The organism is Halorubrum sp. CSM-61 (assembly GCF_003781945.1).
Classification (GTDB): domain Archaea; phylum Halobacteriota; class Halobacteria; order Halobacteriales; family Haloferacaceae; genus Halorubrum.
The window spans coordinates 167,093-186,090 of record NZ_RJJW01000005.1; the positions used below are offsets into that span (position 1 = coordinate 167,093).

Here is an 18,998-nt window from a genome sequence, read left to right on the forward strand (position 1 = left end):
GCTTCCGAGGGTCGCCACAGCGGATCGTCGAATGTCGAATCAGTATTCGACGGGTTCACGTACCTTTTTACTCCGTTACCCAATTGGAGGAGACATGGGACTGGACGACGACGCGAGGGAGTATCACCGAGAAGAGCCGCCGGGGAAGATCGCGATCGAGACCACGAAGCCGACGAACACGCAGCGAGACCTCTCGCTCGCGTACTCGCCGGGGGTCGCGGCGCCGTGTCGCGACATCGCCGCGGACCCCGAGTCGGTGTTCGAGTACACGGCGAAGGGGAACCTCGTCGCGGTCGTCTCGAACGGGTCCGCCGTGCTCGGGCTGGGCGACATCGGGGCGTCGGCGTCGAAGCCCGTCATGGAGGGGAAGGGCGTGCTGTTCAAACGCTTCGCCGACATCGACGTGTTCGACATCGAGCTCGACATCGACGAGGTCGACCCGTTCTGCGAGGCGGTGAAGGCGATGGAACCCACGTTCGGTGGGGTAAATCTCGAGGACATCAAAGCGCCCGAGTGCTTCAAGATCGAAGAGCGCCTCCGCGAGGAGATGGACGTGCCCGTGTTCCACGACGACCAGCACGGGACCGCGATCATCTCCGGAGCGGCGCTGATGAACGCGACGGAGATCTCCGGGAAGGACCTCTCCGAGATCGAGATCGTGTTCTCGGGCGCGGGCGCGTCCGCGATCGCGACCGCTCGCTTCTACGTCGAGCTCGGTGCGAAGAAGGAGAACATCACGATGTGCGACTCCTCCGGTATCATCACCGAGGAGCGCGTCGGAGACGGCGACGTCAACGAGTACAAGAGCCAGTTCGCCAGCGAGGGGTCGGGCGGCGACCTTGCCGACGCGATGGAGGACGCGGACGTGTTCGTCGGGCTCTCCGTCGGCGGGATCGTCTCACAGGAGATGGTCCGGTCGATGGCGTCGGACCCGATCATCTTCGCGATGGCGAACCCCGATCCGGAGATCACCTATGAGGACGCGAAGGACGCGCGCGATGACACGGTGATCATGGCGACTGGGCGGTCCGACTACCCGAACATGGTGAACAACGTGCTCGGGTTCCCGTTCCTGTTCCGCGGCGCGCTCGACGTGCGCGCGACGGAGATCAACGAAGAGATGAAGCGGGCCGCCGCGGAGGCGCTCGCGGAGTTGGCCCGCAAGGACGTGCCGGACGCGGTCGTGAAGGCGTACGGCGACAACCCGCTCCAGTTCGGGCCTGACTACGTGATTCCGAAGCCCCTCGACCCGCGCGTGCTCTTCGAGGTCGCGCCAAGCGTCGCGGAGGCGGCGATGGAGTCGGGGTCCGCGCGCACCGAGATCGACCTCGAACAGTACCGGGAACGGCTGGAGGCGCGGCTCGGGAAGTCGCGCGAGATGATGCGCGTCGTGTTGAATAAGGCGAAAAGCGATCCGAAGCGCATCGCGCTCGCGGAAGGGACCGACGAGAAGATGATCCGCGCGGCTTATCAGCTCTCCGAGCAGGGGATCGCCGAGCCCGTGCTGCTCGGTGACGCCGACGAGATCGCCCAGACCGCCGACCGGCTCGGGCTCTCCTTCCGCCCGGATATCGTCGATCCCGAGGACCGCGACGTGTCCGCGTACGGGGATCAGCTCTACCAACTCCGCAAGCGGAAGGGTATTACGAGCCGCGAAGCGACCGAGCTGGTCCGGCGGGACACTAACTACCTCGCGAGCGTCATGGTGAAGTCCGGAGACGTCGACGCGATGCTCACGGGACTCACGCATCACTACCCGTCGGCGCTCCGACCGCCGCTCCAGGTCGTCGGCTCCGCGGCCGACACCGACACCGTCGCCGGTGTATACATGCTCACGTTCAAAAATCGGGTCATCTTCTGTGCCGACACCACGGTGAACCAGGACCCGGACGCGGAGACGCTCGCGGAGATCACGCGTCACACCGCCGACCTCGCCCGTCGGTTCAACGTCGAGCCGCGCGCCGCGATGCTCTCGTACTCCAACTTCGGCAGCGTGGACAACGAGGGGACGCAGAAACCCCGGGAAGCAGTGGAGATACTCCACGAAGACGAGAACGTCGACTTCCCCGTCGACGGTGAGATGCAGGCCGACACCGCGGTCGTCGACGACATCCTCAACGACACCTACGAGTTCTCCCAGCTCGACGAGGCCGCGAACGTCCTCGTGTTCCCGAACCTCGAAGCCGGGAACATCGGCTACAAGCTGCTCCAGCGACTCGGCGGCGCAGAAGCGATCGGCCCGATGCTGGTCGGAATGGACGAGCCGGTCCACGTCCTTCAGCGAGGCGACGAGGTCAAAGACATCGTTAATCTGGCCAGCGTGGCCGTCGTCGACGCACAGGAGTAACGAACCGGACTTCGGTCCGGTATTTGAAGGTGTTCGCGGCTACGTACTCGCAGCACTCGCGGCCGCGTTCGGTTCTCATCGTATTTCTCGCCTCGTTGTGTCTCTCGCTGTATCACACTCGGAGCGAAGCCCACGACCAAACGTGGTGACTAGTGGATTGGTCAGTGCGAACTTGGCTGACTGTGAGCGTTTGAGAGACACACCGGGTTTCCGGTGAAATGGGGTTGGTTGGGGGTGGGCGGTTTGTGGGGGCGGATTTGGAAGGGAGATCCCGTTTCGTATCCCGAATTAACTGTCCACCATCGCCGTATGTAATAGAAAAAACTATAAACAAGTTTTGAGTATAGTTCGCCAAGCCAAGAAGTTAGATAGAAGGTGAAGCCGAAGGCGATGTTTTCATCGGAAACGGAGTTCGATCGACGATCGGCCTTATCAAGGCTAGTGGAGATCGGATCTATCGGCCGGTGAAGAGCGAGCCGGGTTTCATCGGAAATCCGGTCTGTCGCTTCGACCGTCGCTCGTGGGCGGCCTGAAATTGTGTTTCTCATCGTATCCACGTTTGTTATGACCTTGTTTGCAGTCTATTCTGACCCTGTTTGCAGTCTATTCTGACTCTGCCCGCAGGTCTGTTTGTGCTTCCGTCTTGCGGTGCCTTGTTGACGAAGTGGATCCGATCGATGACACCGGGTTTCCGGTGAATTGACCCTCGGGACTTCGACCCCGTTTATATGCTTCCACTGAGCCCCCTCCCGGCCCACCGTCCCCACCCCCAACCGACCCCATTTCACCGGAAACCCGGTGTGTGTCTCAAACCGTATCTCCTCGGGACTGAAGCGGAACGCATTTCACCGGAAACACGGTGTCGATCCCATGGACGCAGCGGACGACCTCTTCACAAGGGAGGACCCGATCTTCGCGAACAAGGAACTCCTCGAGATCAGCCATCTCCCCGGAGAGGGTCGAATCGTCGGGCGCGACGACGAGATCGCCGACCTCGCGACGGCGGTCAACCCCGCGATCTTCGGTCAGAGTCCGAGCAACGTTCTGATCTACGGGAAGACGGGGACCGGGAAGTCGCTCTGTGCGAAGTACGTCTCCAAGCGCCTCGTCTCGACGGCGGGAGAAGAAGGCGTCAACGCGACCTTCGCGTACGTCGACTGCGCACAGGACACGACCGAGACGCAGGCGGTTCAGACCATCGCCGACGCGGTCAACGACCCGGACGCGACCGGGATCAACGTCCCGGACAAGGGACTCTCGACGTCGACGTACTACAAGCGGCTCTGGCGGATCCTCGACCAGCGGTACGACGTCGTTCTTATCATCCTCGACGAGATCGATAAACTCGACGACGACGCCATCCTGATGCAGCTGTCGCGGGCCGGCGAGGCCGGCAAGATCACCGACTGCAAGCTCGGGGTAGTCGGGATCAGTAACAAGATCCAATACAAAGACCGCATGGACGAGCGCGTCAAATCGAGCCTCTGTGAACGGGAGTTCGTGTTCCCGCCGTACGACGCCAACCAGCTCCGGGAGATCATGCAGGCGCGCGCGGACGCGTTTCACGACGACGTCCTCGAACCGTCGACGGTTCCGCGCGCCGCCGCGCTCGCCGCGCGCGAACACGGGGACGCGCGCAAGGCCATCGACATCCTCCGATACGCGGGCGAGATCGCACAGAGCAACGGGGAACCGACCGTCAGAGAGGAGTTCGTCACGCAGGCACGCGAGCGCGCAGAGACCGACCGGTTCCGCGAACTCATCCGCGGATCGACGCCGCACTCCCGGTACGTCCTTCAGGCGCTCGCGTTGCTCTCGCTCTCCAGCGGTCGTCAGGACGGTTTTCGAACAAGCCGAGTCTACGAAATATACGAGAACATCTGTCGACAGGAGGGCTCGGACAGCCTCTCGCTCCGTCGAGTCCGTGACCTCCTCAAAGAGCACGCCTTCCTCGACATCATTGAACAGTCGAAACACAGCGGTGGGAGCGCGGAAGGGAGCTACACGAAACACCAATTGTTGGAGGACCCGAGCGTGGTCAAAGAGGTGCTGACGGAGGACTCCTCGTCGTAGCCGAGCGAAAGGCAACTCCGACTCGCACAGCACCGATCCGCCCCGATAGTTCGACCGCTTCTCGTCCGCGTCCGGCGTCTTTCGTTCCGCCGCAATTCGATCGCGATCCGTGTTCGCTCCGAAGGCGTCCCGCTACCCCAGCAGGCCGAGCCCTTCGATCCGCTCGACGATCTCCTCTACGGCCTCTTCCGCGTCGTCGGTCCGCTTTCCGCCCGTGATGACGATTTTCCCGCTGCCGAACAGGAGGATGACGACTTCAGGTTCGTCCATCCGGTACACGAGACCGGGGAACTGCTCCGGCTCGTACTCGACGTCCTCGAGACCGAGTCCGATCGCGAGCGCGTTGAGGTTGAGGTTGTGTCCGAGGTCGGCGCTCGAGACGATGTTCTGGACGGTGATCTCCGGGTCGTCCTCGACCGGAATCTGCAGTCCGCGAAGCTTCTCGAAGATGATCCCGAGCGCCTCGTGAACGTCGTCGATGCTTTTCGCACCCGTGCAGACGATCTTCCCCGACCGGAAGATGAGCGCGGCCGCCTTCGGCTCTTGGGTCCGGTAGACGAGTCCCGGGAAGTTGTCCGGGTTGAAGTCCGCGCCCGGAAGGTCCTCCGCCAGCGCTTCCAAATCGAGCTCTTGGCCGATCCCCGTCGATGCAACTACGTTCTGGATCTCGATCGAATCTGCAGGGTTCGTCATCGTTCGCTTTTATATGTGTTCCCCTCCCTTATAAACGCCCGTGGTATAAACGACCGCTCGGTCGTCGGCTGTTGCGCCGCACGGTTCTTTTTGTAAATGAACGCACTCCCCGACGAGCGGACAACCGTTTCACAGCGAGATCGACGCCCGCCTCGATCACGGTTTGACACGTGTGTCGTCACCGTCGACAACTATGATGATATCCTGATATTTCTAGGTGCTTCCGGGTCGTCGGTCGAGCTGTCCGGATCGAAACACCACCGATTCCGAAGCCAGCGATCTGGTCATCTTGTGCGAACTGATCCCAATGAAAACGCATGACGTGGCGCCGATGGTTCGACGGGGTTAAGTACAACCCGGCATTCGTGTTAGATGCGAAGGTCCCCCGGCGTGGGGGACAACGGTCGGCCGCACCGCGGCCGGTCGAAGCGTTCCGACGTGCTTAAGTGTATAAGCCCGCTCGGTTGAAACGCGAAGAACGCACCGCGGACTCGGGACGTTCAATTCGTCCCGGTTTCGCAGAGTCGGTTCATCCGACTCATCCGAATGAGGATTTCGCCCCCTGCGCTCCGGCGTAAGAGGAAATCTGATGTGAGCCGTGGTAGTTCGGTGTCATCCAGGTCGCTGGGTGGCTCGGACACCACATAGACCATGCAATGGTGTTTTGACTTATCGCAAGTCAAAACCCGCCAACACCCCTCCGAGCCGGGAATCAGGCTCGGAGGTTATACATTCCGGTTGATCCTGCCGGAGGCCATTGCTATTGGAATCCGATTTAGCCATGCTAGTCGCACGAGTTCAGACTCGTGGCGAATAGCTCAGTAACACGTGGCCAAACTACCCTTCGGAGCTCCATACCCTCGGGAAACTGAGGCTAATAGAGCATACCACAATCCAGCTGGAATGAGGATTGTGCCAAACGCTCCGGCGCCGAAGGATGTGGCTGCGGCCGATTAGGTAGACGGTGGGGTAACGGCCCACCGTGCCAATAATCGGTACGGGTCATGAGAGTGAGAACCCGGAGACGGAATCTGAGACAAGATTCCGGGCCCTACGGGGCGCAGCAGGCGCGAAACCTTTACACTGCACGCCAGTGCGATAAGGGGATTCCAAGTGCGCAGGCATAGAGCCTGCGCTTTTGTACACCGTAGGGAGGTGTACGAATAAGGGCTGGGCAAGACCGGTGCCAGCCGCCGCGGTAATACCGGCAGCCCGAGTGATGGCCGATCTTATTGGGCCTAAAGCGTCCGTAGCTGGCCGCACAAGTCCATCGGAAAATCCACCCGCTCAACGGGTGGGCGTCCGGTGGAAACTGTGTGGCTTGGGACCGGAAGGCGCGACGGGTACGTCCGGGGTAGGAGTGAAATCCCGTAATCCTGGACGGACCGCCGATGGCGAAAGCACGTCGCGAGGACGGATCCGACAGTGAGGGACGAAAGCCAGGGTCTCGAACCGGATTAGATACCCGGGTAGTCCTGGCCGTAAACAATGTCTGTTAGGTGTGGCTCCCACTACGAGTGGGTGCTGTGCCGTAGGGAAGCCGCTAAACAGACCGCCTGGGAAGTACGTCCGCAAGGATGAAACTTAAAGGAATTGGCGGGGGAGCACTACAACCGGAGGAGCCTGCGGTTTAATTGGACTCAACGCCGGACATCTCACCAGCATCGACTGTARTAATGACGATCAGGTTGATGACCTTATCCGAGYTTCAGAGAGGAGGTGCATGGCCGCCGTCAGCTCGTACCGTGAGGCGTCCTGTTAAGTCAGGCAACGAGCGAGACCCGCATCCTTACTTGCCAGCAGCACTGCGAAGTGGCTGGGGACAGTAGGGAGACCGCCGTGGCCAACACGGAGGAAGGAACGGGCAACGGTAGGTCAGTATGCCCCGAATGTGCTGGGCAACACGCGGGCTACAATGGTCGAGACAAAGGGTTCCAACTCCGAAAGGAGACGGTAATCTCAGAAACTCGATCGTAGTTCGGATTGTGGGCTGCAACTCGCCCACATGAAGCTGGATTCGGTAGTAATCGCGTGTCACAAGCGCGCGGTGAATACGTCCCTGCTCCTTGCACACACCGCCCGTCAAAGCACCCGAGTGAGGTCCGGATGAGGCACGTTCCACGTGTCGAATCTGGGCTTCGCAAGGGGGCTTAAGTCGTAACAAGGTAGCCGTAGGGGAATCTGCGGCTGGATCACCTCCACCGACCCGAGACTCCCGCTTTGCGGGAGCTCACCTTACGACCGTCTTTATAGACGGTCACTACTCATTCATGGTCTTGTGTCCGCCCACCCGCCGGCCTGGACACCGACGAACTACCACGGTTCACATGTCGCGATCATCCTTCCCAACTGGGAAGGTGGGCTCATAGCTCAGCGGTAGAGTGCCTCCCTTGCAAGGAGGATGCCCTGGGTTCGAATCCCAGTGAGTCCATGTCAGCCCCGGGCCGAATCCGTCCCCTTAAGTGTGGGACGCGATTCGGTCTGGGTAGACGACGACCGATGCACCATCCCGGGAAACCGCGGATGGGAAGGGTTCGACGGACACGCTCCATGCCTGGACGTGATCCGATGACGACCGTGTATACGTGCGATCCAGACGTCCACTGAACTCATACGAGTTCGTGGAACGTCAGTGAACCATATACAGTCGGGTGACTTTATAGTCACTTGACACCGTCAGCGGTTCGTTATGAATCGACTGACACACTACTGGCTACTGTGCCAGCTGGTGAATGGCTCGGCTCGAGAGCCGATGAAGGACGTGCCAAGCTGCGAAAAGCTCGTGGGACCCGCATGGAGGGGAAGAACACGAGGTATCCGAATCGGAATCCGTTTACAATTGCCACGCGCAATAGGGAACTCCCTGAATTGAAACATCTCAGTAAGGGAAGGAAGAGAACGCAACCGCGATGTCGTGAGTAACCGCGAGTAAAAGCGACACAGCCCAAACCGAAGGTCTTCGGACCAATGTGGTGTTCGGGTTGACAACCAATTCTCGACAGTTCATTCGAAGTCTCCTGGAACGGAGCGTGAAACAGGGTGACAACCCCGTAGAATGAACCAGTACGGAAGGCGTCAATACCAGAGTAGCAGGGGTCGGATATCCTCTGTGAACGACTCAGGCATCCCCTGAGAAGGCTAAACACTCCTCGAGACCGATAGCGAACAAGTAGCGTGAGCGAACGCTGAAAAGCACCCCGAGAAGGGCGGTGCAATAGGGCCTGAAATCAGCTGGCGATCGAGCGACAGGGCGTACAAGGCGATTCTCAAAACGACCGAGGAGCGATCCTCCAGTAGGAAGAGAGTCGAGCCGGCGTCGTGTCGTGCGTTTTGAAAAACGACCCAGGGAGTGCACTTGATTGGCGAGTCTAACCCGTGAACCGGGGAAGGCGCAGGGAAACCGATACGGCCGCAGCATTGCGAGGGCCACCGTGTTCAAGCGCGGGGAGTCAATTGGGTGCGACCCGAAACCAGGCGATCTATACGCAGGCAGGGTGAAGCGTGGCGAAAGCCACGTGGAGGCCCGTTAGAGTTGGTATTCTACAATATCCTCTCGTGATCTGCGCATAGGGGTGAAAGGCCCATCGAGCCTGGCAACAGCTGGTTCCAACCGAAACATGTCGAAGCATGACCTCTTCCGAGGTAGCCCGCGGGGTAGAGCTACCGATTGGATGACCCGCCTCCGAGAGGAGTCGGCCATCCTGTCGAACTCCAAACCCGCAGGCGCTGTAGACGAAGGGAGTCCGGTGCGCGGGGTAAGCCTGTGTACCGTGAGGGGAACAACCCAGAGCCGGGTTAAGGTCCCAAAGTGTAGATTAAGTGCGATTCGAAGGTGGTCTCAAGCCCTAAACAGCCGGGAGGTGAGCTTAGAAGCAGCTACCCTCTAAGAAAAGCGTAACAGCTTACCGGCCGAGGTTTGAGGCGCCCAAAATGATCGGGGCTCAAATCTACCACCGAGACCTGGCCGTGCCCGTGACACGGGCAACCGCGTAGGTTGGCGTTCTGTTCGGATGGAAGCTCGGGCGAGAGCTCGCGTGGACCGTTCAGAAACGACAATCCTGGTCACAGTAGCAGCGATAGTCGGGTGAGAACCTCGACGGCCTGATGAGCAAGGGTTCCTCGGCACTGCCACTCAGCCGAGGGTCAGCCGGTCCTAAGATGCACCGCAACTCGACTGCATCAACGGGAAACTGGTTAAGATTCCAGTGCCATCGTGCAGTAAACGTCGACGCCGTGTGGAACGCTGAGCCGGGCCTTCGCCCGGTCGAATCGTGGAACCTCGTGGAAGCCGTCACGGCACGAAGCGAGAGAAACACGAGATAGCGCAAGTCAGCCGTACATAGGGCCCGTGAAAAGACAAGCACGATGTCCGTACCGAGATCCGACACAGGTGCTCTGGCAGCGCAAGCCAAGGCCTGTCGGGAGAACCGACGTTAGGGAATTCGGCAAGTTAGTCCCGTACCTTCGGAAGAAGGGATGCCTGCTCTCGACGGAGCAGGTCGCAGTGACTCGGGCGCTCCGACTGTCTAATAACAACACAGGTGACCGCAAATCCGCAAGGACTCGTACGGTCACTGAATCCTGCCCAGTGCGGGTATCTGAACACCTCGTACAAGAGGACGAAGGACCCGTCAACGGCGGGGGTAACTATGACCCTCTTAAGGTAGCGTAGTACCTTGCCGCTTCAGTAGCGGCTTGCATGAATGGATAAACGAGAGCGCCACTGTCCCAACGTTGGACCCGGTGAACTGTACGTTCCAGTGCGGAGTCTGGAGACCCCCAAGGGGAAGCGAAGACCCTATAGAGCTTTACTGCAGGCTGTCGCTGAGACGTGGTCGCCGATGTGCAGCATAGGTAGGAGTCATTACACAGGTACCCGCGCCAGCGGGCCACCGAGACATCATTGAAATACTACCCGTCGGTGACTGCGACTCTCACTCCGGGAGGAGTACACCGGTAGCCGGGCAGTTTGACTGGGGCGGTACGCGCTCGAAAAGATATCGAGCGCGCCCGAAGATCATCTCAGCCGGGTCGGGAATCCGGCGAAGAGCGCAAGAGCACAAGATGGTCTGACAGTGTCATTCCCAACGAGTGACGCTGACGCGAAAGCGTGGTCTAGCGAACCTACGAGGCTCCGGAATGGGGCCCGTAGATGACAGAAAAGCTACCTTAGGGATAACAGAGTCGTCACCCGCAAGAGCACATATCGACCGGGTGGCTTGCTACCTCGATGTCGGTTCCCTCCATCCTGCCCGTGCAGAAGCGGGCAAGGGTGAGGTTGTTCGCCTATTAAAGGAGGTCGTGAGCTGGGTTTAGACCGTCGTGAGACAGGTCGGCTGCTATCTATTGGGGGTGTCAAGGTACTTGACGTGAACGAACGTATAGTACGAGAGGAACTACGTTTGGTCGCCACTGGTGTACCGGTTGTGTGAGAACGCAATGCCGGGTAGCCACGCGACACGGGGTAAGAGCTGAACGCATCTAAGCTCGAAACCCACATGGAAAAGAAGTACCGATGAGGTCACTCGTAGAAGACGAGTTCGATAGACTCGGGATGTACGCACCGAGGCAACGAGGTGTTGAGTCCACGAGCACTAACAGACCGAAGCCACAGTCATACGGCACTGACACCACAGTTCGTATGAGTTCAGGCGGTAACTGGATCGCACGTATACACGGTCGGCAGAACCACCGACACAGGCGTCTCTCTCGGAGTGAGGGAGTCTCGGTTCGAGACCGAGAGTCGGCATAAAGGCGGCCACAGCGGTGGGGAAACACCCGTACCCATTCCGAACACGGAAGTTAAGCCCACCAGCGTACCGGGAAGTACTGGAGTGAGCGATCCTCTGGGAACCGCGGTTCGCCGCCTGCCCAATCATTCGGGAGAATACTCCCRCTTTCAGCCCACGGACGCAGCGTCCGTGGGCTGTTTTCATGTGTAGCGAGCGGTAGCGCCCTCCACACGTTTCGATCGGTGAAGCTCTCAGTATTGAGACTTATCCCCGTAAGTTTATGCATATTCTCCCTGAAGCGAACGTAACCATGCCTGTTCCGAGCCAGCCCGGTCGCGAGTTCGCGGTGCGCGTGTCCGATCGGGGGCAGCCGTCGGTTCGTGACGGATCGGATGGCGGACAGGTGATCTCGCTACTGTTCGGAACGGGGATCGAGGAGTGGCGACGCGGGTGGCGCCGAAGCGTTGGCACGCTGCCGGACAGAGAAGCGATCGTTTCCGCGAGCGATCTCACTCGCGGTGCCGCGACGGGGACGCAGGTCGTTCCGGACCGCAGGCTCGCGTACACCGTGCTCGGTGCACCGGTCGACGTCGAGCGGATCCTCGAGGCGGTTTCGGACCACCTCACGGACGCTCGCGACCTCGAACTCACGGTGATCGTCGACGATATCGAACCGCTGTTGGCCGAGCAGGGCCCGGATGCGGCGAATGAACTTCTCGACGGGTTAGGTGCTCGACTCGACGACTGCGACAGTACCGTCGTGATCGGCTGTTCGTTCACGGAGCGGGCCGCGTCGTCGGTCGCGTCGGTGTTCGATCCGGTCGGCAACGTGGAACAACTCGATCACTCGGTCGGGCTGGCGCTCGATACGCTCCGACAAGATGATCCGACGACGTTCGGGTACGTTCGGCAACACTGGGCCGAAACACGGGACGGAATCGAAGGGTGTGAGCGGAACTATCCACAGGCGAAGCAGATTCACGCGACGCTTTCCGAGCCGGAGACGACGCCGCGGACGCTCGGGACGGCTCTGTCGGGGTTGGTCTCGCTCGGCGTCGTGGACACGTGGAGCGAGACCGTCGGCCCGACGCGGTACGATCTCACCGCGTACAGACCGGCGCGCATGTGGGCGGTCGGGGCGACGCTCGCGACCGACGAAGGCGACGGGTCGATCGACGGCTGACGCGGCGTCGGCCTCCTCACTCGTCGGTGTCGCTTTCGCCGTCTCCCGAGGCGGGTTCGGGAATTTCGAGATCGTGTGAGATCACGGTGCCGTCGGGCTCGAGGGTTACCGTTCCGAGCGTCGCCGTCTCACCGGCTCGGAAGCGGTCGGCGACTGACTCGAACACGGACTGGCGGTCGAGCCGTTCCCAGACCGTTTCGGCGACGAGCGACTGGAACTCCTCCGGATCGGTCCAGCCGGAGTCGACGTCGGACGGAACTCCGACGACGAACTCGAACTCCGCTTCGGTGAGGTAGATCCCGACCCCGAACGTGTCTGCGCACATGCGTCGACGTTCGGTCCCGGTTTTCAAAATCTCGTCGGACGCGTCGGGATCTCGTCGCCGGGCGCCGCGAATTCGAACCCGAACGAGCCGCGTCCGGGTCGCGCCCGGGCGTCCCGAAACCGGTAACCGGGTGCGACGGGAATCGGCGAGTCGAACGGATGTCGTCTGACCCGCGCGTTCCGCCGGTCGTCGGACTCGCGGTCGCGGTGGCCGCCGTGAGCGGCGGGGCGATTCTCGTCCGCCTCAGCGACGCCCCGAGCTCGGTCGCGGCGTTCTATCGGGTGCTGTTCACGACGCTGCCGCTGGTCCCGGTCGCACTCTGGCGCTACCGGTCGCAGCTCGCCGGCGTCACCCGCAGGGACCTCGGGTTCGCGACGCTCTCGGGGGTCGCGCTCGCGTTGCACTTCGCCGCGTGGTTCGAGAGCCTTGCGTGGACGAGCGTCGCCGCGAGCGTCACGCTCGTTCAGGCGCAGCCGGTGTTCGTCGCGCTCGGGGCGTGGCTCCTGTTGCGCGAGCGCGTGACCCCTCGGATGGCCGCCGGTATCGCGGTCGCGGTCGGCGGGATGGCGGCGATGTCGCTCGGCGACCTTCTCGGGGGCGTGCTGGTCGGTCCCCAACCGCTCTACGGGAACGGCCTGGCGCTGTTCGGCGCCGTGATGGCCGCCGGATACGTGCTCGCCGGGCGCTCGATCCGACAACGGGTCGCGCTGGTCCCGTACGTGGTGATCGTGTACGGTGTCTGTACGGTCTCGCTCCTCGCGATCGTCCTGGTCGAAGGCCACGGGCTAACGGGGTACCCGCCGAGCGAGTGGGCGATCTTCGTCGGCCTCGCCGTCGGTCCGGGGCTGCTGGGTCACACCGTGGTCAACTGGGCGCTCGCGCACCTCGAGTCGAGCGTCGTCTCCGTGTCCCTGCTCGGCGAGCCGGTCGGAGCGACGGTCCTCGCGGTCGTGTTCCTCTCGGAGACACCGACGACGTTCACGCTGGTCGGGGGCGCCGTCGTTCTCGCGGGGATCTCGCTCACCGCGACCGAGAGCGAGGCGTGATCCCCCGCCGCGCGCCGCCTCGAGCGACGTTTCCTCGACCGGCTCGCGGCGACGCCGGACGAGGTTCCCGTCATCGTCGTCCTCGAGACGGGGACCGCCGAGGAGTTTCGCCTCGCGCTTCGGGCGGACGCCGCCGACGTCGTAACCGACTCGCAACCGAACGGATCGGACTCGAACCCCGAGACCGATCCCCTCGTGGAACGGTTGGTCGACGCGGTGGAACTGCGGCGGACTCGGTTCGGATCGGACGACGCGGATCGGCTCCGTGAGGTCCTGTTGGACTCGGGGTCGACGCTGATGAGCACGCGGTCCGACGAAGTCGACACGAAGATCAGTTGGACCATGGAGAACGTCGGCGAACACGCCGAGCTCGACCGAATCGTCTGTTACCTGCAGGGCGAGGAGGCGCTCGATCCCGCGCACGTCTGGTGTCCCGACGGACGCGACGTCGCGCCGCGTCCGCTCGACGAGTTCCCGGACGCCGAGCGGCTCTCGACCTTCGAGAACGTGGTCAGACCGTCGGTTCCACCGGAGTCGGCAGGGCCCTCAGCGGCGGAGGGAGACGTCTCCGCCGAGGCGGGGGACGACGTGCCGGCGACCGTTCACGTCCCGCTTGTGGTCGATTGGGAGCTCGTCGGCGTGTTGGCCTTCGAGACCGACGCGCCGCGGACGTGGACCGACGAGGAGGTGGACCTCTATCGGACGTTCGGCGATCTGATCGCGTACACCATCGCGCGCAACGACCGCCGGCTGGAGCTCCGTCGGCGGACGGAACAGCTCGAACAGTTCAGTTCGGTCGTCTCGCACGACCTGAGGAACCCCCTCAACGTGCTGTCGGGGTACCTGGAGATGGTCGAGGGCGAGGTCTCGGAGTCGACGTACGAGCCGATGGATCGGGCGGTGACCCGGATGGAGTCGCTCATCGACAACCTCCTCATGCTGGCGAAACGGGGGGAGACGATCGGGGAGATCGAGTCGATCTCGGTCACGAGCGTCGCCGAGGAGGCGTGGCAGACGGTCCGGGCGCCCGACGCGACGCTGACGATCGCCGACGAGATCGGGCGGGTACACGCGGACCCGAACCGGCTTCGGCAGGTGTTCGAGAACCTCTTCCGGAACAGCGTGGAACACGGTCGTTCGAGAGACGGCGCCGCCGTCGACCACGGCGGTCCGGGCGTCGCGATCGAAATCGGCCCCCGAACCGACGGCGCTGGTGACGAGGGAATCTACGTCGCCGACGACGGACCGGGAGTTTCCGCCGACGTCCGCGGCTCGCTTTTCGACTCTGGGGTTTCGACCGCGGACAGCTCCGGTATCGGGCTCGCCATCGTCGACCGCATCGTGGAGGCCCACGGCTGGAAGGTCGACGTCCACAACGACGGCGGCGCGGTGTTCGAGATATCCTTCGAGGCGGAGACCGCCGCGACTCCCGCGTGACCGTCGAGAGTCATCGGCTCAAATTCCGACCGACGGCTACCGCTCGAACCGGGCGATCGTTCGTCGGTGTCGGTCACGGAACATCCCCTCGAACCCGACCTTCGCGAACGGTCCCGCCGCGTCTCCCAGCGGGCCGAACGGGAGCCGGTACGCGACGGTGTCCACGAGCAGGGTCTCCTCCCCGTCGGCGTAGAACGCGTGCGTGTGCTCCCACTTCCGGAAGGGACCGCCGGTCATCTCGTCGACGAAGCGGGCCCGGTCGCCCGGATCGTCTCCCTCGCCGGGTTCTCGCTCGGTGATCCGAGAGGTCCACCGCTGTCGCGGTCCGACGTCGAACGGTCGTATCGACATCCCTATCTCCGACCCCTCGGCGAGCACGTCGGGGTCCGGCTCCCCGTCCGGTCCCGTGACGCCCGTGACCCGGAGACGCATCCAGTCGGGCGTGAGCTCGCGGAGCCCGTCGATCGTGGAGTGAAACGTCCACACCTCGTCGATGGGGGCCGGAACGCGGGTCGTCCGCCGGTACGTGGGCATACGTCTGTTAGGGAGCGAACGGGCAAAAACCCGTCCTCGGCGGCGGTCCGCGCGCTCGGCGGCGATTCGTGATCTCGGCGCACTCGCGCCCGCCCGACCGAAACCCGCATACGGTCGCGGCGCCGTCTGATCGGTAATGGAGCGAGGCGCGATCGACGTCGCCGACCTGGCCGGCCCGTTCGATCTCCAAGCGACGGTCGAGAGCGGACAGAGCTACCTCTGGAACCGCGCCGACGGCGGGACCTACGAGGACCTCCACGCGTACGGCGGCGACGCGTGGTACGAGACGGTCGTCGACCCGATCCCGGGAGTGAGCGACGATCGGGTCCCCCTCCGAGTGCGACAGGAAGGGGGCGTCCGCGACGGAACCGTTCACTGGGAGTCGTCGGTCGACGCCACCCCCCTCTTGGAACACCTGTTCCGGCTCGACGACGACCTCGACGCCATCCTCGACGCGACGCCGGACCTCCCCCTCCTCGAACGGGCGTACGACGCCTATGAGGGGATGCGTCTCACGCGGGACCCGGTCTTTCCGTGTCTGATATCCTTTATTTGCTCGGCGCAGATGCGCGTCGCGCGGATCCACGGGATGCAGCGTCGCCTCCGAGAGACGTACGGCGACGCGGTCGCGCTCGACGGCGAGGAGTACCGCGCGTTTCCGACCCCGGACCGGCTCGCGTCGCGGACCGAGAAGGAGCTCCGGGATCTCTCCTTGGGGTACCGCGCCCCCTACGTGCAGCGGACCGCGGAGATGATCGCGACCGGTGAGGCGGATCCGCGGCAGGCGGCGGACCTCCCCTACGAGGAGGCGCGGGAGTCGCTGACGCGGTTCGTCGGCGTCGGGGACAAGGTCGCCGACTGCGTGCTGTTGTTCTCTCTCGGCTTCCTGGAGGCGGTCCCGCTCGACACGTGGATCCGGACGACGATCGAGGAGTACTACCCGGACTGCGAGCGCGGCAACTACGCCGACACCTCGCGTGCGATCCGGGAGCGGTTCGGCGGCGAGTTCGCCGGCTACGCGCAGACGTACGTCTTCTACCATCTCCGCGCGGGCGGTGAGTAGTCCACACCGGACCGACGCGGCTCGAGGCTGTCCGCCCCGGTTCGACGCAGCCCGCCGCGTCGTTTCGGCTCGGAGACCTCTCAGCCGAACTTTCATGCTGATTCGCGTGGTACTGGGACTCGTGATGGACTGCCGAGTCGTCGTCGAGGCCGCCGTCCCGGTGTACGACGTGGAGACCGCCGACGAAGCGGTCCGGATCGCTATCTCGAAGACCGGCGAGATGCTAAACCCGGATCTCAACTACGTCGAGATCGAGACCGGGAGCCGCACGTCGCCCGGCGGGGAGGAGCTCCCGCCGGCGTTCGTCGCCGCCGACGAGGCCCTCGTCGCGCTCGAACTCCAAATGGACGTGTTCAACGTCGACCGCGAGGAGCACGCGAGCCGAGTCGCCCGCAAGGAGATCGGACAGCGGCTCCGGAATATTCCGTTGAAAGTGCTCGGAGTCGAAGAGATCGGGGACGACTCCGCGGAGTCGTCGACGGACGACTCGGACGCCAGCGACGACGCGGCCGACGCTCGGGACTGAACGCTTCGGAACTGAACGATTCGAGAGGAGGGCACTCGGGAGTCTGTTTCACACGCGAGCGGCGACGTGGCCACTAAGGACGTAGCGTTCGGTCGGCAAGCGGCGATAAAGACTCAGTCTGCGGTCGGGGCCAGCGGCTCCGATTCAGACTCGTCCATCGGCTCGGTGATTCCCTCGGTCAGCTTAAAAACGGCGGCTTTGTGGTCGGTCTTCGACTTGTGAATCGATGTCGGTTTGACGCCCAGTTCTTCGTAGGCCTCGAGGTCGATGTCCTCGTTCCAGAACTCGCACTGTTTTCGTACTTCGGCGAGGAGGCCGTGAAGGTGGATGAGTTCCTGCTTCTTCATGAGTACCAGTCCTTTACTACCGGAGGTTTATATTATTATCCTGAGTCACGTTACCATGGGTACCCCAAATTTCCACGTTTCGAGCGCGGAGACGCGTCTTTTCGCGTTATCGATCGGGAGGGTTTCTCGAATTCGCCTCTCCGGATCGACCACCGAGCGTCGAGAAATCCGTTCGTCGGCGCGTTCCCGATCACCTCGCCGACGCGCGTGCTCGCTCGAAGAGGCGAGACGCGGATCGACGACCGGTTACTGGAACTGTTTGACCGCCTCGAGATCGCGTTCGGTTCGCATGAACTCGGTCAGTCGTCGCGTCGCGTGACAGTCGGGACAGCTGAAGTTCGAACGGAGGCGCTGTAAGTCGGCGGGGTTGTCCTGCCACTCCTTGTTGCACTCCGGACAGACGAGTCTGACGAACGCATCCACCATGGAGCGACGTACACGGGGCCGGGTTAAAAACGTACGTGGCGGTTCAGATCGGCTCGTGGGCGCTCGAGAGGACCGACGACTGACCGGGGCTGAGACGAGGGAAGATCGAGACCGAATCAGGCGGTCAGCCCTTCACTCGCGTCGAGAAGCTCCTTGTACCGGTTCCGGATGGTGACCTCGGAGATGTCGGCGACCGCCGACACCTCGCTCTGTGTCACCTTCTCGTTCGAGAGGAGCGCGGCCGCGTACACCGCGGAGGCGGCGAGGCCGACCGGCGACTTCCCGCTCGTGATCCCTGCCTCCTGCGCGCTGTCGAGCAGATCTTGGGCGAGCCGCTGGGTCTCCTCCGAGAGTTCGAGCCGCGAGACGAACCGGGGGACGTAGCTCCCGGGATCGGCGGGCTGGATCTCCAGTTTGAGCTCCCGGATCACGTACCGGTACGTCCGAGTGAGCTCCATCTTGTCGACCCGCGAGACCGCGGTGAACTCGTCGAGGCTCCGGGGGTTCCCGGCCTGTCGCGCCGCGGCGTACAGCGCCGCGGTCGCGACACCCTCGATGGAGCGTCCCGGCAACAAGTTCTCGCTCAGCGCGCGGCGGTAGATGACCGAGGCGGTCTCGCGGACGTTGTCGGGGAGCCCGAGGGCGCTGGCCATGCGGTCGATCTCGCCGAGCGCCTGCTTGAGGTTCCGGTCCTTCGAGTCGCGGGTGCGGAACCGCTCGTTCCAGGTGCGGAGCCGCTGCATCCGCTGCCGCTGGCGGCTGGACAGCGACTTGCCGTAGGCGTCTTTGTCCTGCCAGCCGATGTTCGTCGAGAGCCCCTTGTCGTGCATCATGTTCGTCGTCGGAGCTCCCACGCGGGACTTGCTGTCGCGCTCGTTGGAGTCGAACGCGCGCCACTCCGGCCCGCGGTCGACCGAGTCCTGCTCGACGACGAGCCCGCAGTCGGTACAGACGGTCTCGCCGTGCTCCGTGTCAGTTACGAGGTTCCCGTCGCACTCGGGACAGGTCGTGGTCTGCTCTCTCGTCGATTCCGTCTCCTCGGTCGTCGATTCGGTCGATCCCGTGGTACGGTCTCGCTCCGTTTCGCTGTCGTATTCGCGTATGTGTGTCTCAGTCGTGGTGTTCATGGTGTGTCACCGATCGAACTCCCGACAGAAATACTGGAGCCGGGTTCGCCGATTCGTTAACCAATAGTAAGTCTCCAAGGTATATAAATCTTTGTGCAAATTTCACACTCGGTGATATTTAGAAACGTCCGCTACCGCT

Annotated in this window: 12 protein-coding genes, 1 tRNA gene, 3 rRNA genes and 1 pseudogene; 11 read left to right on the forward strand and 6 right to left on the reverse strand. The window is 62.7% G+C overall.

Annotation, left to right across the window (positions count from 1 at the left end; translation table 11 throughout):
* Positions 1-94 precede the first annotated feature (94 nt).
* Positions 95-2,347 carry an NADP-dependent malic enzyme gene (locus EDM04_RS10485; protein ID WP_123621836.1) on the forward strand — a complete coding sequence of 751 codons (2,253 nt, stop codon included), beginning with the start codon at positions 95-97 and terminating at the stop codon, positions 2,345-2,347.
* A gap of 870 nt (positions 2,348-3,217) precedes the next feature.
* Entirely contained in the window at positions 3,218-4,420 is a 1,203-nt protein-coding gene (locus EDM04_RS10490) for a Cdc6/Cdc18 family protein (protein WP_123621839.1), read from the forward strand.
* A 132-nt stretch (positions 4,421-4,552) separates the two neighbouring features.
* Here EDM04_RS10490 and EDM04_RS10495 read toward each other — a convergent pair whose 3' ends face one another.
* Positions 4,553-5,113, reverse strand: a complete 561-nt coding sequence (locus EDM04_RS10495) for a TATA-box-binding protein (RefSeq protein WP_004046033.1) — start codon at positions 5,111-5,113, stop codon at positions 4,553-4,555.
* Positions 5,114-5,844: 731 nt separating this feature from the next.
* On the opposite strand from EDM04_RS10495, the gene EDM04_RS10500 reads away from it, so the two are divergent.
* From EDM04_RS10500 to EDM04_RS10520, 5 genes are all read left to right on the forward strand, one after another.
* Positions 5,845-7,314: ribosomal RNA gene (locus EDM04_RS10500) — 16S ribosomal RNA — on the forward strand.
* A gap of 158 nt (positions 7,315-7,472) precedes the next feature.
* Positions 7,473-7,544, forward strand: a tRNA-Ala gene (locus EDM04_RS10505).
* A 273-nt stretch (positions 7,545-7,817) separates the two neighbouring features.
* Positions 7,818-10,730, forward strand: a 23S ribosomal RNA gene (locus EDM04_RS10510).
* A gap of 133 nt (positions 10,731-10,863) precedes the next feature.
* Positions 10,864-10,985 (forward strand): 5S ribosomal RNA (rrf, locus tag EDM04_RS10515).
* Together the 16S, 23S and 5S rRNA genes with 1 tRNA gene alongside form the textbook arrangement of a ribosomal RNA operon.
* A 170-nt stretch (positions 10,986-11,155) precedes the next feature.
* Positions 11,156-12,028, forward strand: a complete 873-nt coding sequence (locus EDM04_RS10520) for a hypothetical protein (protein ID WP_241154889.1) — start codon at positions 11,156-11,158, stop codon at positions 12,026-12,028.
* A gap of 16 nt (positions 12,029-12,044) precedes the next feature.
* Here the strand turns inward: EDM04_RS10520 and EDM04_RS10525 are convergent, their stop codons facing one another.
* Entirely contained in the window at positions 12,045-12,353 is a 309-nt protein-coding gene (locus tag EDM04_RS10525; protein WP_123621840.1) for a hypothetical protein, read from the reverse strand.
* A 158-nt stretch (positions 12,354-12,511) separates the two neighbouring features.
* Here EDM04_RS10525 and EDM04_RS10530 point away from each other — a divergent pair, with 158 nt between their 5' ends.
* A complete protein-coding gene (locus EDM04_RS10530; RefSeq protein ID WP_123621842.1) occupies positions 12,512-13,399 on the forward strand; it encodes a DMT family transporter in 888 nt (295 codons plus the stop codon).
* Positions 13,400-13,405: 6 nt separating this feature from the next.
* Positions 13,406-14,836 (forward strand): annotated as a pseudogene (locus tag EDM04_RS10535) (sensor histidine kinase); the annotation flags it as partial.
* Positions 14,837-14,872: 36 nt separating this feature from the next.
* Here EDM04_RS10535 and EDM04_RS10540 read toward each other — a convergent pair.
* Positions 14,873-15,370: an SRPBCC family protein gene (locus EDM04_RS10540; RefSeq protein WP_123621846.1), complete on the reverse strand. Its 498-nt coding sequence runs from the start codon at positions 15,368-15,370 to the stop codon at positions 14,873-14,875.
* 136 nt (positions 15,371-15,506) lie between these two features.
* On the opposite strand from EDM04_RS10540, the gene EDM04_RS10545 reads away from it, so the two are divergent.
* Together EDM04_RS10545 and EDM04_RS10550 are read left to right on the forward strand one after the other, a co-directional pair.
* Positions 15,507-16,433 carry a DNA-3-methyladenine glycosylase gene (locus EDM04_RS10545; protein WP_123621849.1) on the forward strand — a complete coding sequence of 309 codons (927 nt, stop codon included), beginning with the start codon at positions 15,507-15,509 and terminating at the stop codon, positions 16,431-16,433.
* Positions 16,434-16,557: 124 nt separating this feature from the next.
* Complete coding sequence (locus EDM04_RS10550; protein WP_123621851.1) at positions 16,558-16,959, forward strand: DUF555 domain-containing protein; 402 nt, start codon at positions 16,558-16,560, stop codon at positions 16,957-16,959.
* Positions 16,960-17,072: 113 nt separating this feature from the next.
* Here EDM04_RS10550 and EDM04_RS10555 read toward each other — a convergent pair whose 3' ends face one another.
* From EDM04_RS10555 to EDM04_RS10565, 3 genes are all read right to left on the reverse strand, one after another.
* Positions 17,073-17,306: a UPF0058 family protein gene (locus EDM04_RS10555; RefSeq protein WP_123621853.1), complete on the reverse strand. Its 234-nt coding sequence runs from the start codon at positions 17,304-17,306 to the stop codon at positions 17,073-17,075.
* Positions 17,307-17,552: 246 nt separating this feature from the next.
* Entirely contained in the window at positions 17,553-17,732 is a 180-nt protein-coding gene (locus EDM04_RS10560; protein ID WP_050026851.1) for a hypothetical protein, read from the reverse strand.
* Between the two features lie 116 nt (positions 17,733-17,848).
* A complete protein-coding gene (locus EDM04_RS10565) occupies positions 17,849-18,859 on the reverse strand; it encodes a transcription initiation factor IIB family protein (RefSeq protein ID WP_123621855.1) in 1,011 nt (336 codons plus the stop codon).
* Positions 18,860-18,998 lie beyond the last annotated feature (139 nt).

What these genes read in the sequence shown, in the direction of transcription:
- EDM04_RS10490 (WP_123621839.1), top strand. Translation starts at nt 3,218, where the DNA reads ATGGACGCAGCGGACGACCTCTTCACAAGGGAGGACCCGATCTTCGCG.
- EDM04_RS10550 (WP_123621851.1), top strand. Translation starts at nt 16,558, where the DNA reads ATGGACTGCCGAGTCGTCGTCGAGGCCGCCGTCCCGGTGTACGACGTG.
- EDM04_RS10565 (WP_123621855.1), bottom strand. Translation starts at nt 18,859, where the DNA reads ATGAACACCACGACTGAGACACACATACGCGAATACGACAGCGAAACG.
- EDM04_RS10555 (WP_123621853.1), bottom strand. Translation starts at nt 17,306, where the DNA reads ATGAAGAAGCAGGAACTCATCCACCTTCACGGCCTCCTCGCCGAAGTA.
- EDM04_RS10520 (WP_241154889.1), top strand. Translation starts at nt 11,156, where the DNA reads ATGCCTGTTCCGAGCCAGCCCGGTCGCGAGTTCGCGGTGCGCGTGTCC.
- EDM04_RS10540 (WP_123621846.1), bottom strand. Translation starts at nt 15,370, where the DNA reads ATGCCCACGTACCGGCGGACGACCCGCGTTCCGGCCCCCATCGACGAG.
- EDM04_RS10530 (WP_123621842.1), top strand. Translation starts at nt 12,512, where the DNA reads ATGTCGTCTGACCCGCGCGTTCCGCCGGTCGTCGGACTCGCGGTCGCG.
- EDM04_RS10485 (WP_123621836.1), top strand. Translation starts at nt 95, where the DNA reads ATGGGACTGGACGACGACGCGAGGGAGTATCACCGAGAAGAGCCGCCG.
- EDM04_RS10495 (WP_004046033.1), bottom strand. Translation starts at nt 5,113, where the DNA reads ATGACGAACCCTGCAGATTCGATCGAGATCCAGAACGTAGTTGCATCG.
- EDM04_RS10545 (WP_123621849.1), top strand. Translation starts at nt 15,507, where the DNA reads ATGGAGCGAGGCGCGATCGACGTCGCCGACCTGGCCGGCCCGTTCGAT.
- EDM04_RS10525 (WP_123621840.1), bottom strand. Translation starts at nt 12,353, where the DNA reads ATGTGCGCAGACACGTTCGGGGTCGGGATCTACCTCACCGAAGCGGAG.
- EDM04_RS10560 (WP_050026851.1), bottom strand. Translation starts at nt 17,732, where the DNA reads ATGGTGGATGCGTTCGTCAGACTCGTCTGTCCGGAGTGCAACAAGGAG.